This is a genomic window from Shewanella sp. MSW, from assembly GCF_007636515.1.
In the GTDB taxonomy this organism is placed as follows: Bacteria; Pseudomonadota; Gammaproteobacteria; order Enterobacterales; family Shewanellaceae; genus Shewanella; species Shewanella indica.
In genome coordinates this window covers 262,274-280,126 of record NZ_LVDR01000002.1, presented here as the reverse complement: position 1 = coordinate 280,126, position 17,853 = coordinate 262,274, and the positions used below count along the sequence as shown (strand labels likewise).

The 17,853-nt window shown below is 52.8% G+C and carries 11 protein-coding genes; 7 read left to right on the top strand and 4 right to left on the bottom strand.

What is annotated here, in order from left to right:
* Positions 1-93 precede the first annotated feature (93 nt).
* From srmB to AYI96_RS02770, 5 genes are all read left to right on the top strand, one after another.
* Positions 94-1,317: an ATP-dependent RNA helicase SrmB gene (gene srmB, locus AYI96_RS02790; protein WP_101095404.1), complete on the top strand. Its 1,224-nt coding sequence runs from the start codon at positions 94-96 to the stop codon at positions 1,315-1,317.
* 281 nt (positions 1,318-1,598) lie between these two features.
* Entirely contained in the window at positions 1,599-2,813 is a 1,215-nt protein-coding gene (locus AYI96_RS02785; protein WP_101095403.1) for an efflux RND transporter periplasmic adaptor subunit, read from the top strand.
* A complete protein-coding gene (locus AYI96_RS02780; RefSeq protein ID WP_144360958.1) occupies positions 2,813-5,962 on the top strand; it encodes an efflux RND transporter permease subunit in 3,150 nt (1,049 codons plus the stop codon). The genes AYI96_RS02785 and AYI96_RS02780 overlap by 1 nt, the downstream gene beginning before the upstream one ends.
* Positions 5,963-6,126: 164 nt before the next feature.
* Positions 6,127-6,744 carry a TatD family nuclease-associated radical SAM protein gene (locus AYI96_RS02775; RefSeq protein WP_144360957.1) on the top strand — a complete coding sequence of 206 codons (618 nt, stop codon included), beginning with the start codon at positions 6,127-6,129 and terminating at the stop codon, positions 6,742-6,744.
* A 181-nt stretch (positions 6,745-6,925) separates the two neighbouring features.
* On the top strand, positions 6,926-9,145 hold the full coding sequence (locus AYI96_RS02770; protein ID WP_144360956.1) for a PAS domain-containing protein: 2,220 nt from the start codon (positions 6,926-6,928) through the stop codon (positions 9,143-9,145).
* Positions 9,146-9,332: 187 nt separating this feature from the next.
* On the opposite strand, the gene AYI96_RS02765 is transcribed toward AYI96_RS02770, so the two are convergent.
* From AYI96_RS02765 to hldE, 3 genes are all read right to left on the bottom strand, one after another.
* Positions 9,333-9,812 carry a TetR family transcriptional regulator gene (locus tag AYI96_RS02765; protein WP_071475461.1) on the bottom strand — a complete coding sequence of 160 codons (480 nt, stop codon included), beginning with the start codon at positions 9,810-9,812 and terminating at the stop codon, positions 9,333-9,335.
* Positions 9,813-9,968: 156 nt separating this feature from the next.
* The gene (locus AYI96_RS02760) at positions 9,969-10,796 is read right to left on the bottom strand and encodes a hypothetical protein (RefSeq protein ID WP_260852937.1); all 828 of its coding nucleotides are present in this window, start codon (positions 10,794-10,796) and stop codon (positions 9,969-9,971) included.
* Positions 10,796-12,226 (bottom strand): bifunctional D-glycero-beta-D-manno-heptose-7-phosphate kinase/D-glycero-beta-D-manno-heptose 1-phosphate adenylyltransferase HldE, encoded by a 1,431-nt coding sequence (hldE, locus tag AYI96_RS02755; RefSeq protein ID WP_039034542.1) that lies wholly within the window; start codon positions 12,224-12,226, stop codon positions 10,796-10,798. Before hldE ends, AYI96_RS02760 begins: the two co-directional genes overlap by 1 nt.
* 106 nt (positions 12,227-12,332) lie before the next feature.
* Between hldE and lpxL the strand changes: the two genes are divergently transcribed.
* Positions 12,333-13,256 carry an LpxL/LpxP family Kdo(2)-lipid IV(A) lauroyl/palmitoleoyl acyltransferase gene (gene lpxL, locus AYI96_RS02750; protein WP_039034541.1) on the top strand — a complete coding sequence of 308 codons (924 nt, stop codon included), beginning with the start codon at positions 12,333-12,335 and terminating at the stop codon, positions 13,254-13,256.
* Positions 13,257-13,313: 57 nt separating this feature from the next.
* Here lpxL and AYI96_RS02745 read toward each other — a convergent pair whose 3' ends face one another.
* Positions 13,314-15,038 carry a potassium/proton antiporter gene (locus tag AYI96_RS02745; RefSeq protein WP_039034540.1) on the bottom strand — a complete coding sequence of 575 codons (1,725 nt, stop codon included), beginning with the start codon at positions 15,036-15,038 and terminating at the stop codon, positions 13,314-13,316.
* Positions 15,039-15,552: 514 nt separating this feature from the next.
* Here AYI96_RS02745 and AYI96_RS02740 point away from each other — a divergent pair.
* Positions 15,553-17,826: a nitric-oxide reductase large subunit gene (locus AYI96_RS02740; protein ID WP_071475459.1), complete on the top strand. Its 2,274-nt coding sequence runs from the start codon at positions 15,553-15,555 to the stop codon at positions 17,824-17,826.
* Positions 17,827-17,853 lie beyond the last annotated feature (27 nt).

Here is a 17,853-nt window from a genome sequence, read left to right as displayed (position 1 = left end):
GATGGGATTTATTCACAGCTTCCCAAGCTCCAAGCTGTGCACGGCAACCCAGACAAGGTATACTCCCGCGCATTATTGTTTGAGATGCTTCCCATGCTATTTGAAGATTTTGATCTGGACCATAGGCTTTTAGATTCGCTGAAAGCTATGGGCCACAAGACACCGACCAGTATTCAACAATTGGCTCTGCCTTTGGCGCTGGAGCAGCGGGATATTCTTGCCCACGCCCCGACCGGCACAGGTAAGACCGCCAGTTTCCTGCTGCCGGCACTGCAACACCTGATTGACTTCCCCCGTCGTCGTCCCGGCCAGGCCAGAGTACTGGTGTTGACCCCGACCCGCGAGCTGGCTAGTCAGGTACACAGGTACGCCTGCCATCTGGCGACCGGACTTGGGCTGGACATAGGCATCATCACAGGCGGCGTTCCATACGCCCCCCAGGAAGAAGCCCTGGCCGGTAACCTGGATATTCTGGTGGCGACTCCGGGTCGCCTGCTCGAATACTTGGAGAAGCGTAAGTTTGAAGCCACCGAAGTGGAACTGCTTATCATAGATGAAGCCGACCGCATGCTGGATATGGGCTTCTCTCAGGTGGTGCAGACCATAGCCATAGAAGCACAGGGACGTAAGCAGAACATGCTGTTCTCCGCCACGCTGGAAGGTAGCGGCGTGCGCCGTTTTGCCGGCGAGCTGCTCAATGATCCTGTGTTAGTAGAAGCCGAACCACCACGCAGCGAAAAGGCCAAGATCCATCAATGGATCCACCTGGCCGATAATAGAGAGCACAAGTTTGCTCTCTTGTGCCACCTGCTCAATCAGGAAGAAACCAAACGCGCCATCGTCTTTTGCAAGACCCGCGAAGTGGTCAGCAGCCTGGAAGGCTTGTTGCTGCAGGCCGGGATCCCCGCCGCCTTTATGCGCGGCGATATGGAGCAAAAGAAACGTTTCCAGGCGCTGGGGCGTTTCACCAAGGGGGAAGTCAAGGTACTGTTGGCTACCGACGTCGCTGCCCGCGGCATAGATATCGAAGGCATCACCCATGTGATCAACTATGATATGCCCCGCTCTGCCGACGCCTATGTGCACAGAATTGGCCGTACCGGCCGCGCCGGAGCCAAGGGCACAGCCATCTCTCTGGTGGAAGCCCATGATATGCGGATCCTCAACAAGATTGAGCGCTATATTGAGCAAAAGCTGAAACGGCGGATCATCGAAGAGCTGCGTCCCAAGCACAAAGAAGCCAAGGTGCCGACCAAGAAAAAGGTCAAAACCAAGGATGCCAGCACCAAGAGCGGCAAGAAAAAGAAGAAGAAATAAGCAAGGGGCGAACAAGTCCCATGCGTGCTCTAGGCAGGCTTACCGACCTGAGTAAAAGACATGGTTCGCAGTAAATGGAATAAGTCTTTTGCAAGAACACCATAAGCTTCGGCTTAAGCTATCGCCAAAAAGGACCCTAGGGTCCTTTTTTGTTACCTGCCTCACAGCCTTCTCGCCACTAACAGCTTTTGACACATTTTATTTACAAAAACACATTTATTGGCCGTTGCTTGTCTGGTAATTTAGGCTCAGATCAAGCCGCAAGCATGGATATGCAGAAGATTATGAAGACATTTTTCCGAAGAATAGCACCATTGATCATCATAGCGGTCGCCATAATTGGCGCCGAACTCCTGATGATGACCAAACAGGAGCCGGAGCAAAAAGCGGAAGAGATCCCGCTGCCTGTGGTCGATGTGACTCAGGTCGAACAGCAGACAATGTCACTCAACCTGCCCTCCTACGGCACTGTGACCCCCAAGAATAAGACCCAGCTGGTCAGCGAAGTTCAAGGCCGTATCCTCAGCATAGCCCCGAGCTTTGTGGCCGGTGGCGTAGTGCACCAGGGCGATGAACTGGCGGTGATAGAACCTTCTGACTATGAGGCCGACCTGATGCAAGCCCAGGCGACTCTGGCCCAGGCCAAGGCAGCATTGGATGAAGAAATCGCCCGCGGCGAAGTCGCCAAGATAGAATTCAGCGGTTATGACAACGGCATGCCACCCGAGCTTGGCTTGCGGGTTCCTCAGTTAAAGAAAGAGCAAGCCAACGTCAAGTATGCCGAAGCGGCACTCGCCAGAGCCAAACGCAACCTGGAACGCACAGTTATCCGGGCCCCTTTCGATGCCATAGTGCGCGCCCGCAGTGTCGATTTGGGACAATACGTAGCCATAGGCAGTAACCTGGGAGAGCTTTACGACACGGCCGTGGCCGAAGTGCGCCTGCCGCTGGCCAACAAAGACCTGGCCTATCTGGAGTCGGTGGATAACCCTGATACTCAGGTGACCCTGAGCGCCGCCTTAGCGGGTAAAACCGTGACCTGGACAGGTAAGGTAGTACGCAGTGAAGGGGTGATAGATCCGGATAACCGCATGGTCTATCTGGTGGCCGAAGTGCAGGATCCTTATCTGAGAAAGCAGAAACAGAGCGGCCAACTGCCACTGAAATTCGGCAGCTTTGTCAATGCCGTGATCAAGGGCCGCACCGTCGATGGTCTGGTAAAACTGCCAAGGTATATGGTGCGTAATCAGCATGTGGCCGTAGTAAACAAGGACAACAAGATAGAGATGCGTCTGGTCAACGTGGTGCGCACAGATCTTGAGTATGTCTACATCAAGGACAGCCTCAAAGATGGCGAGCGGGTTTCCAAAACCAACCTTAACAATATGACCAATGGTCAATTGGTGCGTGTCGCCAATGACAAGGACAAAGACGCTTCCCACAGTGAAGATAATGATACTCAGGAGCAGCGCCTGGCTGCGGCGGGTGAACTCTGATGGAGCAGGAAAAAGGGATCATTGCCTGGTTTACCCGCAACAATGTCGCCGCCAACCTCTTGATGTGGGTTTTGCTTATCGGCGGGATCTTCAGCGCCTTTCTGATCAATAAAGAGGTGTTTCCCAGCTTCGAACTCAACTATTTGCGGATCTCGGTCGCCTACCCCGGCGCCGCGCCGCAAGAGATTGAAGAAGGGATCACCATCAAAATTGAAGAGGCGATTCAGGACATCAGCGGCATCAAGAAGGTTACCTCGGTAGCCAGTGAAGGGGTGGGCTCAGTCACCATAGAGGTGGAAGACGGCTATGATGCCAAAGAGGTGCTGGATGAGGCCAAACTCAGGGTCGATGCCATCGCCACCTTCCCGGCCAATATCGAAAAGCCTGATATCTACCGGATAAAACCGGAAAACAACGTTATTTGGGTGTCAGTCTATGGCGACATGACACTGCACGACATGAAAGAGCTGGCCAAGGAGATCCGTGATGAGATCACCAACCTGCCGGCGGTGACCCGTGCCGAAGTGACCGGGGTACGCGACTATGAAATCGGTATCGAAGTCTCGGAAGATAAGCTCAGAGAGTACGGCCTCACCTTTACTCAGGTGGCGCAGGCTGTACAAAACACTTCGATAGATCTGCCCGGTGGCTCAATTCGGGCTCAGGACGGTGACATACTGCTGCGTACCAAGGGCCAGGCCTATACGGGAGATGACTTTGCCAACATAGTGGTCAGCACTCGCGCCGATGGCAGCCGGGTGATGCTGCCCATGGTGGCCGAGATCAAGGATGACTTTGAGGAGCGGCTCGAGTACACCCGCTTCGACGGCATGCCGGCGGCCATCATAGAGATCACCAGCATAGACGATCAAAACGCTCTGACGATTGCCGATCAGGTCAAAGGTTTTATTGCCGAGCGTCAGGCCACTCTGCCCAGTGGTGCCAAACTGGACTACTGGGGCGACCTGACCCACTATCTCAAAGGTCGCCTCAACATGATGCTGTCCAACATGTTTATGGGTGCCTTGCTGGTGTTCATTATCCTGGCGCTGTTCCTGGATCTGAAACTGGCCTTCTGGGTCATGCTGGGGCTGCCTGTGTGTTTCCTCGGTGCCATGGCGCTGATGCCCATGGAACCTTTTGGCCTGTCGATCAACATGTTGACTCTGTTCGCCTTTATTTTGGTGCTGGGGATAGTGGTGGATGATGCCATAGTCATAGGCGAGAGCGCCCATACCGAGGTGGAGCGCCACGGCCACTCGATCACCAATGTGATCCGCGGCGCCAAGAAGGTCGCCATGCCTGCCACCTTCGGGGTGTTGACCACAATTGCCGCCTTTATCCCCATGTTGATGGTGCCAGGTCCCATGGGGATTATCTGGAAATCCATCGGCATGATAGTGATCCTCTGTCTGGCCTTCTCACTGGTAGAATCCAAACTCATTCTACCGGCGCACCTGGCGCACATGAAGCCCAGCAAACCCAATCCCAACCCAGGGCCATTTGGCCGCTTCAAGCGCGCCTTCAATGAAAAGGTACAGCACTTTATCCACCACAGTTATCGCAACTTTATGGAGCGGATGATCCCCCACAGATATACCCTGGTGGCGGGCTTTATCGGCGTGCTTATTCTGTCGGTCGCCATGGTTACCAGTGGCAAGGTGCGCTGGGTGTTCTTCCCGGATATTCCATCTGACTTTATCCAGGTCAATCTGGAAATGGATGAAGGCAGCTCAGAACTCAACACCCTGGATGTAGTGCAGAAAATTGAAAATGCTCTCTATACCATGAACCAGCAGATGGAGTCCGAAATCGGTTACCCTGTGGTGAAGCACAGCTTTATCAATATGAGCAGCCGCACCTCGGCGTTTATCTTTGCCGAGCTGACCAAGGGTGAAGACAGGGACGTGGACGGTGTGACCATAGCCGAGGCCTGGCGCAAACAGCTGCCGGACTTGGTGGCAGTGAAGAAACTCAATATCAATGCCAGTACCAATGATGCCGGCGGCGATATCTCTTTCCGCTTTACTTCCACCGATCTGGAACAATTATCTGCGGCCGCCAAAGAACTGAAACAGAAGCTTGCCAGCTATGAAGGCGTTTATGATATTGCCGATAACTTCTCCTCCGGCAGCCATGAAATTCGCCTCAAGATTCGTCCCGAAGCCGAGGCGCTGGGGCTGACATTATCGGATCTGGCGCGCCAGGTGCGTTATGGTTTCTATGGTTATGAGGCGCAACGAATTTTGCGCAACAAGGAAGAGGTCAAGGTGATGGTGCGTTATCCGCTGGAGCAGCGCCGCACCATAGGCCACCTGGAGAACATGATGATCCGCACGCCAAACGGCATGGCGGTGCCCTTCTCTACCGTGGCCGAACTGGAGCTGGGGGAATCTTACTCTTCCATAACCCGGGTGGATGGTCGCAGGGCGATTACCGTAACCGCCAACGCCAACAAGGATAAAGTGGAGCCCTCCAAGGTAGTGCAGGAGATCCAGGACAAGTTTATGCCCGAACTCGAGCGCAAATATCCCCATATTTCCGCCAGCCTCGACGGTGCCAGCCAGGATGAACAGGCCGCCATGGTCGGCTTACTGCAAGGTTTCTTCTTCGCGATATTTACCATCTATGCCTTGATGGCCATTCCGCTCAAGTCCTACAGCCAGCCGCTGATCATCATGTCGGTGATCCCCTTCGGTATGATAGGTGCGCTGTTTGGTCACTTTATTCTGGGGCTATCCATGAGCATTCTCAGTCTCTGCGGCATCGTTGCTCTGGCTGGGGTAGTGGTGAATGATTCTTTGATTTTGGTGGACTTCGTCAACCGCGCCCGAGAGCAGGGCCAATCTGTGGTCAAGGCGGCCATAGATTCGGGTTGTTATCGTTTCCGGGCGATTATCCTCACCTCGCTGACCACTTTTGTCGGCCTGGTGCCCATCATCATGGAGCGCAGCCTGCAAGCACAGATAGTGATCCCCATGGCCACCTCTCTGGCATTCGGTATTCTGTTCTCCACCTTGGTAACCCTGATCCTGGTGCCCATGCTCTATATCATTCTCGATGATCTGAGCCACAAGAGCCGGGCCCTGTACCAGTGGTGGTGGCGCCCGAAAGAGGCAGAGGCCCAGATGAATGATCCTCAACATTGATTGGGTTATGGAGGGAGCCGAAAGGCTCCCTTTTTATCGGCCAGCAACAAACTCAACTCTATCGAGCCCCGTACCAAGTGGGTGTTTTCTGATCCTGCTAGCATTTTCAACAGGGATTCTTGGTTAGACTCGAAGATATACCCTGCATGCCCTATTGAGTCGTTATGAGCAGCACAGCCCAAAGTCAACCCACACTCGTCTATGACATACGCAACAGTCGCTATCTGAATATTACCGGCCGCTGCACCTTGAGATGTCGCTTCTGTCCCAAGCACAACGGCAGCAAGAGTATTCATGAGTATCAACTGGATCTCAAGGTTCGTCCCCGCGGCAACGATATGATTCCGCTGCTGGGCGAGGTAACCCGTTTCGATGAATATGTGTTCTGCGGCTACGGTGAGCCAACGCTCAATCTCGACACCTTGCTGGAAGTGGCCCGCGAAATAAAACGCCGCGGCGGTAAGGTTAGAGTCAATACCGATGGCCTCGGCAACCTGTTTCACAGGCGCAACATATTGCCTGAGCTGGCCGAGTGCGTCGATGCCCTGTCGGTCTCACTCAATGCCGACACTGAAGCGGGCTACATCAAGCACTGTCGACCACGGCTGGCGGGCTCCTGGGATGCGGTCAACGCCTTTATCCGCGAAGCGCCCCGTTACATCAAACAGGTACAGGTATCGGCACTCGATGGCCTGGAAGGGGTGGATATCGACGCCTGTCGCAAGATAGTGGAAGACGCCGGTTGTCAATTCAAGCACAGGATCCTCGGGCAGTTGGGATAATTAAGCTGCCGACCCCTGCCGATGATGCCATAGCCCAGGTCAAAGGCGTCACATAACTGATTTGCGCCTTGCTTGGCCCCATTGTTAACCGCCCGGTGAGCACTCAGTCACCGTCGATGCCCGCCGGATTAATTCGTGTTAACATGAGCGCAATTTTTCACTCCGGAGCCAGCACAGTTCCATGTTCAAAAAGAATACCGGACTCAAAGACACGCCTTTGCTTATCTCGGCTCAGGGTATTCACTGGTCCCAGCAGCGCTTGCTGGCCGTTGCCAGTCAGCTGAGCATGCTGGTGATCACTGTGATACTTATTACCAATGTGTTAATCACATTGGGCGAACGACGTCTTCAGGAAGAGTGGGCGGTGCAAAGATACAGCGAGCTGCAAACCGTCGGCGCCCTGCTGGCCGATAAAATCTCCTTCCAACAGTTTCGCACCCAAATGTTTGCCAAGTCCGAGTATCTGCGACAGTACCTGGATAATCCGGGGCACAAGGAATATCAGCGCCTGTTAACAAGCTGGGACAGCCTGAAGCGTAGCACCCCCGAGCTGCTGGATCTGGCGCTGTTTGATGCCGACGGCAAGTTTCGGATCGCTACCAGTAATACCTTCGGCAGCATGTCGATGCCGCCGGCACTCTTGGGTAACAAGCATAACCTCGGAAGCCAGGATATTTATACCTCGGCATTGGAGTTTGCCCCGATTGGCGGGCGTCTCGAACCTTACATCTATCAAGTAGCCCGATTGGAAACTCAGGATCAGACTGTGCGCGGTTATCTGGTCACCTACAACTCCATGTTGCAAATGCTGCAGGCGATAAAACCCGCTTTCTCCAGCAATGCCTCACCGCTATTGCTGTTTGACAATCAAGGCCTGCTCTATGCAGGAGCATCGGATCTGGAGCCCTTGGCAAGGTTACCGGAAACCATGGGCAGCAGCATAAGACAGAGCTACCCGGCACTGTGGAGCAAGATGGCCGCAAGCAACTTTGGCCAATTCCACGGTGAAGACGCCACCTTCGTCTACCTCAAGTTGCAGTTGGCCTCGCCCAATGATGCCAAACGTGAATATCTGCTGCTTTCCTATATCCGCAATCACGATATCGCTTCGCGCTTTTTCCAATGGCGCAATATGCTGTTGGCCTGTGCCGCCATACTGACCATTCTGGCGACCGCGGTTATTCTGCTGACCCATATGTTCCGCCTTGAACAACGTGCCAGGCAAAACAGCATTGAGTTGGCCCGAGGCCTGTTCCGCTCCAACCTGGGTTGTGTACTGGTCAATCCCAGTGGCCGTATCGTCAGCGCCAACGCCACCGCGGCCCGTATTCTGCAACTCGAACAAGATGAGCTGCCGGATCGCAGTTTGCAGCGGATCCTGCAGTTGGAAGATGAGCTCTACTCATCAATGAAGCAGCAACTGGCAGATATCGGCGAGTGGCGCGGTGAGGTGCAACTCGAATCACTGGATAACGCCCAACTCAGACTGCATATCCGCCGTTACTATGCCAGCCGACAGACTTATCTACTGATTACCCTCGAGGATATCGGCGAACTGAAACAAGCCCAACAGGAAGCCTTCCTCAGTAAGCTGTTGACCGGCAGCAATGTTGCCACCGCCCTAACCACGCCATCGGGGCAGTTGCTCAAGGTCAACGACGCCTTCGATAAGCTGATGCAGCTCAATGGCAATATCAGCCATAGTCTGGCGGCTCTACTGGAAAACGATCTTGGTAACCAGTGGCAAAGAATAAGCCAATTGGTGAGTATGCAAGGCCAGTGGCAGGGGCAGATCCTTTGTACCCAGCGTCATGGCAGTTGCCTGCAGGCCACGCTCAAGGGCTATCTGGATCAAGACGGCGAGATTGAGTATCTGGTGTGCACCCTGGAGCAGGCAACCCCAAGAAGTAAAGTTGAAGCCAGTGGCGATCTGGTGCCTCACCGCAGCACCATCCTGGTGAATCTCAGAGATCTGGATCGCTACTTCAAGTCCATGTCCGAAGAGGAAAAACTGCAGGCCAGTCTGCTTCTGATGGACATCAGCCCAGAGGGCATGCTCAGTCATATGAGTGATATTGGCCAGTTGGAAAACCGCCAACATGAGGTGGAGATGCAACTACTCAGGGATCTGCCCAACAGCTATCAAATGTCCCACTGGCAGTTGGGAAAACTCATTATCATATTACCGGAAACCGATGCCAACCAGGCACACCACTATGCGGTCAAGGCACTGGCCAGCCTAAGTGAAAACGGCTTGGCCGAAGGGATCAGCATAGGCATAGCCGCCTATCTGCCGGGCCAGAGTCTGGAGCAATTCCTCGGCAATGCCGAAGTAGCACTGAAACGAGCCAAGCAGACGGGTGAGCAGAATATCTGCCAGGCCTATACCCGCCAGCTCTAATATAAGTTGCCTTTGATACTAAAGAGTTGCTATCTACGGCGCGGCTTTTTGCAGCGCTGACTACTGAGTACGGCTTAAGCGACAACTGGCCTTGATATACAGAGCGTCCAAATAAAACAGCAGGCCTAAGCCTGCTGCCTCAATTATCTCTATGAATCGCTTGAATGGGCGTCACTTAAACGGGATTTTAAGCGGCGTAAGAGATACCCGGATCGGACAACAACATAACAGCACTGCGCCCCAGGAGATCGTTGATCATCTGCTCGCCCTTATCCCCCAGCTCTATTTGGGCGTTTTCTCTGGCCATGGCTACGGCACGAAATAGAGTGATCTCTGGATTATTGTATCCACAGAGACTAAAGAAAAGCCTCAATACCGCCCTATGCTCTGCTTGATTAAGCGCCTGCATCCAGGAATGCTCGAGTGCTCCAACACTGGAAAAATCCAGAGCGGCCAGAAACAGTCGACCAATACGCACATCTAACCTTGTTAAAAAATCAATTTTGCGCGGAAAATGATGACTAATCCCCGTGCGGCTAATCCCCGTTGCTTCAGAAAGTGTTGTATAAGACATAGCCTCAAAGCCAATAGTTAAGATCTGTTTGAGAGCTTCGTCCATAATCTGATTGATAGTCAGCTCAGTCTGAGCCTTTGAACGCTTGGCCATTCTTGTTTGCCTCTTATCCCTTTTGTTTTTATTGCCAACGAGCTTATCAAAGGGATAAAGAGAATACTGCCAAAAATAGGGGTGCTAACAGTGTTTTTCACTTTCGTTCAGCAAATGTTCAGCTAAGAAAACTGAAAAAAATGCTTATTTTTCACATTATTGCAACATACCCTCTTTAAACAACAAAATATTGGCGCTTTCGGTTCCCAGCAACTGTTCCAGGGTGGGTTGCAACACTCTACCCAACTGCTCACGACGCCAAAACATATAGCTGGGAAGGACTTGCCGACGGTTTCGAGAAAAAAGATACTGCAGTAAGCTGGAAAATTCCGCCACTTCGTCCTGAGAATAACCACTGATGTTCGGATAAAAATCGAGCACAAATGTTGCAAAATCAGTAAATCCTGCGATTTCTTGCTGTTCATATTTTTTTAACACTTGTATCAGATACAGTGGACTCCAGTGTGACAAATTGCCGATATCAGAAATGACGGCCAGGTTGCGACGATGGTATTGTTGCCACACAAGTTCCAGACTGTTCCATTCTTTAGCACAACGCCAAGCGAGATAAGTATCAGCCAACCACTCATGGTCCAGTTCAGACAACTCGGCAGGCAAAACATTTCCTTGCAGACGCTTTACTTCCAAATGTCCCAACTCATGCCAGAGAGTTAATTGCGGCTGATGCCGCAACACCAGTTCATGATTTTGACCATTCCAGATAGCAGTTTGACTTTGAGGGATATATTGCGGTGCCCAGAGAACCATGCCGGCAATTCTGTCATCTTCGACGGGCAGAGACATGGCGCCTCTCATCCCCAAAGCATCGAAGAAAGCTTGTTGAGACAGGGGCAGTTGTTGTTTGACTCTATCGGGGAGTTGTTGCAGACACAGTGGCAGTTCAGATGGCGGGCATATCAAGGCTTGTTTTGGACCCACATCGGTCCAAAACAAGCTTCCCGATAACAACGCCGCCATCAACATCAGGATTTGGTCATAATATTCTGAATGATAGCTGTGGTGGAGATACCATCTTCGAATCCCAACACCTTGACACTGCCACCGGCAGCGATCACCTCTTCACCTCCGGCTATCTCTTCCACCCGATAGTCGCCCCCCTTGACCAGGAGATCCGGCAACAATCTGGAAATCACCCGCTGCGGCGTATCTTCGCTGAAAGGCACTACCCAATCGACGGAAGCTAACCCTGCCAAAACAGCCATCCGCCGCTCCAAGCTGTTGACCGGACGTCCTTCGCCCTTAAGACGTTTTACCGAAGCGTCGTCATTAACCGCCACAATCAATCTATCGCCCAAAGCCCTGGCTTCTTTGAGATAACTGACGTGCCCGGCATGGAGTATGTCAAAGCAACCATTGGTCATCACCACTCGTTCGCCTCTGAGCTTGGCTTGCTGAATGGCGTACAGCAGTTGATCTTCGCTGACCACCCCAAAGCCCGATTCCCCCTGATGTAAAGCCAAAGCCTCAATGAGTTCAATACGACTGACAGTGGAAGTCCCCAGCTTACCAACCACCACACCTGCGGCGCTATTAGCAATAGCGCAAGCTTGCGGCAGGTCGCTGCCAGCCGCCAAAGCAGTGGCAAGCGCCGATATCACAGTATCTCCGGCACCTGTCACATCATAGACTTCCCTGGCCATAGTCGGGATATGCAACTCATCTCCTTCACTGGTGATAAGTGTCATGCCCTTCTCCGAACGAGTAACCAGAATCGCCCCCAGTTGATGCTCACTAATCAAGGCCTGCGCCTTGGCTACCAAATCGGCCTCCGAGCTAACAGTGCCCACGACAGCCTCAAACTCATTCATATTGGGGGTGATCAGGCTGGCTCCGGCATAACGACCGAAATCACTGCCCTTGGGATCCACCAAGACACTGATCCCCTTTGCTCTCGCCTTGGCAATAAAGGCCTGAGGCTCAAAGATGGCCCCCTTGGCGTAGTCAGACAATACCAGTACCTTGCAATCATCCAACAAAGCCTCACTCTGCGCCAATAGCGCCTGGCTCTGTTCCCGGGCAAAGGTCTCTTCAAAATCCAAGCGGATAAGCTGTTGATTACAGCTCAGCACGCGCAGCTTAGTGATCGTGGGTTTATCTTCGACCGTCAACCACTTAGGCTCCACACCTAAAGCACTGATGCCCATATGCAGGGCTGCTGCGGCCTCATCGGCACCAACAATACCGGCCAGTTGCACCGACCCACCCAGCGCCGCGATATTTAGTGCCACGTTGGCTGCTCCGCCGGGCCTATCCTCTATTTGATTGATTCGCACCACAGGTACAGGCGCCTCGGGTGAAATGCGGCCGGTTGAGCCACCCCAGTATCGATCGAGCATGACATCACCAACGACCAGAACCTTGGCTTTTTCAAATGGGGGCAGAGTTACCTTCATAACGAACTTGTCTTCTTAGGGCCAAATAAACCCTAATTGTACCTAATTTTCACAATAAATTGGGTTAGAATATGCGGTAATTTTTCCAGTAAACGGGTTTATCGTTTTGGTAGAGAAAGCGCAATTTTCCACTCACTTGTATCATCCTAAATTCTGGTTGCTGTGGCTTGCTGTCGGTCTGGCCAGGCTGACTCTCCTGCTGCCACTTAAATGGCAAATGAAGCTTGGCAGCACCTTCGGCCTTGTGGCAATGAAGCTGGCCGGAAGCCGGGTCAACACCGCCAGACGCAACCTGGAGCTGTGTTTTCCACAAATGAGTAACGCGGAGCGGGAAAACCTGCTTAAGCGTAACTTTCAAGAAACCGGCAAGGCCATTTTCGACACTATCAACGCCTGGTGGTGGAACAACGACAAGGTGCAAAAGCACATGCAGATAAAGGGCCAGGAGCATGTAGAGCAGACACTGGCTGCCGGTCAAGGGGTTATTCTGTTTGCGGTTCACTGCTTGCCGCTGGAAATGGGCGCAAGAATATTCGGCCAATTTCAGCCCGGGGTTGGTGTGTATCGCCCCCATAACAATCCTGTAATGGAATACCTGCAGGTAAAGGGGCGTTTGCGTTCAAACAAGGCGCTGGTTCCCAAGCGGGATCTTAGGCAGATGGTGCGTTGCCTGCGTAACCCTGATGTCATCTGGTATACAGCAGATCAGGACTTTGGCCGCTCCAGTGCCGTCTTTATCCCCTTCTTCGCCGTTCCCGATGCCGCCACCATTACCGGCGGTACCACCTTGGCCAAGCTGGGTAAAGCCAAGGTGCTGCCTTTCTTTGTCGAGCGCAACGCCGACGATACGGGTTACAACATAGAGATCCAAGCGCCACTGGATAACTTTCCCGGCGAAAATGAGGTGGAAGACGCCAAACGCGGCAACGTCATTGTCGAGCAGCTGATCAGCCGTAACCCGGCGCAGTACATGTGGCTGCACCGCAGGTTCAAGACCCGCCCCAATGAGAGCACGCCCTCGCTCTATTAAGAAAATAACCGTAAAAATGCCGACTTAGGGTCGGCATTTCTTCGTTCTTCGCTTTTTTCAGTCTTCAGAGGGCAATCTCAAACCAACCCGGCTGACAGTCCCTTCCTGCACCTCGGCGACTATCCAGTCCAGCCCTTGCCAGAGGAATTGATCCCCCACTACAGGGTGACTGCCGAGTTGTTGCTGCAGTAAGTCGGCAACCCGCATCTGCTCATATTCGGGTTCCAGCTGCATGCCGTAAATAGGTGCCATATCGGCCAGCATCACATCCACTGAAATAAAGAAGTCACCAAAGAAGCGGGGCGCCTCGCGTTTTTCTGGCGCCTCACTGAACAGCTGACTCAGAGGCTCCAAATCGTCCTCTTGCCCCAGCACACAAAGAATGTCATCGGCCATCAGCCTGGTACTCCCCGAAGGGTGCAACAGTTCGTTATTGCGAAATACCGCGGCAATCCGGGTTCCCGCCGGCATGGCAAGGCGCCTCAGAGGCTCACCGATACACCATTTGTTTTCACTGAGGCGATAGACAAATATCTCCCATTCACTGGTGGGATAAATTTCCACCCCGGCGCGGGATATGGGTGCCGGTTTGGGGGGCAACTCCACCTTGGCCAGCTGCGCCGCCTTGGATAAGGTACTGCCCTGCAGCAGCAAGGAAACCATCACCACGAAGAAGGCCAGGTTGAAGTAAAGCTGCGCCTGTGGCAGCCCCGCCATCATGGGAAATACCGCGAGAATAATGGGTACGGCGCCGCGCAGCCCAACCCAGGAGATAAACCATCTGTCTCTGTCATGGAAGCTGCGAAACGGTAGCAAACTAAGCCAAACCGCAATCGGCCGCGCCAGAAAGATCATCCCAAAGGCCAGTGCCAAACCCGGTAAGGCGATATCTTTCAGATCCGATGGCGTCAGCAAGAGTCCCAGTACCAGGAACATGCCTATCTGACTGAGCCAGGTCATACCATCAAGGACGTTGAGAATCGAGTGTTTGCCACGGGTCGCCTTGTTACCGAGAAACAGACCCACCAGGTAAATAGACAGAATACCACTGCCTCCCAGGGCATTGGAGATAGCGAAGATCATCATTGCGCCACTCAGCACCAAAATGGAGTAGAGTCCTTCGGGCAATTGATTGCGATTGATAACCTGCCAGAGCAGCCAACCGCCGCCGACACCGAGGATCCCGCCCAGGCCAAACTGTTTGATAAAGCTCAGTGCCAGATAGCTGCCCGAGAGTTCATCGCCACTGCTGCCGAGAATAGCAATCAGCGTCACGGTCAAAAACACGGCCATGGGGTCATTACAACCGGATTCTATTTCCAGTGTCGAACCGACACGCTCGTTCACGTTTTTGCCTTTGAGCAGGCTAAATACCGCCGCGGCATCGGTCGAACCAACAATGGCCCCCACCAACATGCCCTGAAGTAAGCTGAGATCAAACAGCCAGGCAGCCAATAAACCTGTCAGCGTGGTGGTTAACGCCACCCCAAAAGTGGCCAAGGACAAGGCCGGCCACAATGCCACCCTGAAACTGGCAACCCGGGTACGCATGCCACCATCGAGCAGAATAACAGCCAGCGCCAGGTTACTGACCAAATAAGCCACTGAATAGTCATTGAATACTATGCCGCCTGGGCCATCTTCACCGGCAAAGATACCCACCGCAAGAAATACCACCAAAATAGGAATACCGAGTCGCGACGACACCGGGCTGAGCAATACACTGACTGCGACAAGCAAGGCCCCGACAAGGAAAAAGCTGTTGATGATATCTGCGTTCAAATGACCCTCCAGTTGAAAATGCGGGGAAGCTAATAAAAGAGAAACCTGACTCTAATGAGACTCCGGAAAACACGTGGGTTACAAACGGAATTATATCATTAATTAGGGTTATTTTTCAGTAGAAACAGTTGACTTATTTTCGCTTTCAGCGAAAAAGACCAGCAAAAGAAGCCGTGTAACCCCTTAAAAAATAGAAAATTTACCAATAAAACATCAAATATGAAGCCAAAGAAACATAAACTCAAATTAATGAAAAAAACTTAATTTTTTCAATCAACTAAAGAATTTGAAATCCAAGAATCCTCATCAATATATCAGTGATGGCTTCAGGGCAAACATTCAGTGTCATAATGACACTTTGTAATGTTAAAAAGACATTCAAAATACAATCAAAATGACACAATCAAAAACACACAAAAAAGTAAGACACTGATTAAAAACAAGAATAAAACTTGGCACATTAGCTGCTCTATGAAGGAAAACCTATCAAATAGACTTTGTCAGAGGGATGCCAATGAGCAGACAAAAATTCACCCTGATCGCACTGTTACTTGTGTTGGTCGCTTCTTTCACTGTACTTCTCAGTATCGGCAGTGAAATCTATCGGGAAAAACCACCGATTGCCGATGTCTATAGCGACAGCCAGGGCCAAGTGGTTTTCAGCGGCAAGGACATAGAACAAGGGCAGCTGGTTTGGCGCTCCATGGGCGGGCATCAGTTGGGCTCCGTCTGGGGCCATGGCGCTTATGTGGCTCCGGATTGGACTGCAGACTGGCTGCACCGTGAGGCCGAAGCCTGGCTGGATATTCGCGCCAAGGAGACATACAACAAGCCTTTCAATAGCCTGGACAAGAGTACTCAGGCCGCATTGGAGCAAGCTTTAAGGGACGATTTGCGCCATAACACTGTCACTACAGATGAGAGAGGTCACACCCGGGTGGTGCTTTCCGACACCCGTATCGCTGCCATGGCGCAAGTGAGTCAGCACTATCAATCTTTGTTTGGTGACGATCCCGCGCTGAATGAGCTGCGAGAAGCCTATGCGATGAAAACCAATACCATAGGATCTGCCGAACGCCGTCAGCAGCTCAATGCCTTCCTGTTTTGGGGCGCTTGGGCCGCAGTGACCGAGCGCCCGGATGCCAGTTACAGCTACACCAACAATTGGCCCTACGATCCGCAACTGGGCAACACACCGACCTCAGACAATATCGTCTGGTCGATTCTGAGCATAGTGACTCTGCTGGCCGGTATCGGTGCCCTGGTTTGGTATCATGCCGCCGGCAAACATGAAGCGCTGCCGGCTCCCGCCACAGAAGATCCCCTGTTCAGACACAAACCCACCCCTTCACAAAAGGCCACGGGTAAATATTTCATTACCGCTATCGGCCTATTTCTGCTGCAGATACTGCTAGGTGGCGTCACGGCGCACTATGCGGTTGAAGGCCAGGAGTTTTACGGTTTTCCCTTGAGTGAGATCCTGCCCTATTCAGTGACCCGCACCTGGCATACTCAACTGGCTGTATTCTGGATAGCGACGGCCTGGCTCGGTACCGGGCTCTATATCGCGCCGGCGCTTTCCGGCCACGAGCCAAAATATCAACGCTTCGGTGTCAACCTACTGTGGGTCGCTCTGCTGGTAGTGGTGCTGGGCTCCATGGCCGGTGAATGGCTGGGGGTACAACAATATTTCTCGCTGGACAACAACTTCCTCTTCGGTCACCAGGGATATGAATACATAGATCTCGGCCGGGTTTGGCAATTGCTGCTGTTAGCCGGATTGATGATCTGGCTGGCGCTGGTGAGCCGCGCCATGTTGCCCGCCCTGAAACAGGAATCTGAGCTAAAGCCTGTGCTCTGGGTACTCTACGCCTCCTGTGTCGCCATCGGCCTCTTCTATGGTGCCGGGCTGTTTATGGGTAAACACACTAACCTTGCCATCGCCGAATACTGGCGTTGGTGGGTAGTACATCTGTGGGTTGAAGGCTTCTTTGAAACCTTTGCCACCTCGGTTATCGCCCTGATGTTTGTGCGTCTTGGCCTTATCCGTGCCCGCAGTGCCAATGGTGCGGTACTCTTCTCTACCCTGATCTTCCTGACCGGGGGCCTGATAGGCACACTGCATCACCTCTATTTCACCGGCACCCCCACTTCGGTCATCGCCTGGGGCGCTATCTTCTCGGCGTTGGAAGTGGTGCCTCTGGCCCTTATCGGTTTTGAAGCGGTAGAAAGCTATCGCCTGCGCCGGGCCGCTCCCTGGATGCAACGCTATCACTGGGCCATCATGTTCTTTGTTGCCACCGCTTTCTGGAATCTGGTGGGCGCCGGTGTACTGGGCTTCCTGATCAATCCACCGATTGCCCTCTATTACATTCAAGGGCTGAATACCACGGCCACCCACGCCCACGGCGCCTTTATGGGAGTCTACGGCATGTTGGGGATAGGCCTGATGTTGTTCTGCCTGTCAGGACTTGCCGGTAAACTGCGCTGGGAAGACAAGTGGCTCAAGGGAGCATTCTGGAGCCTGAATCTGGGGCTGGCCGCCATGCTGTTCCTGTCATTGCTGCCGGTGGGCATAGTGCAGTTCTTTGCCGTTCTGGATCATGGCTACTGGTTTGCCCGCTCGGCAGAGGTGATCCACAGCCCGCTGGTAGAACGCCTGGTATGGATGCGGATGTTCGGTGATATCATCTTCTCCGTCGGTGGTTTATTGCTGGGCGCCTTCCTGCTGGGATTGTTACGACAGGCAGTCAAGGCCAAACGCTTGGCCATTGCTACCAGTCACTAGCCACTCACACTGCAAACAATGTCAAAA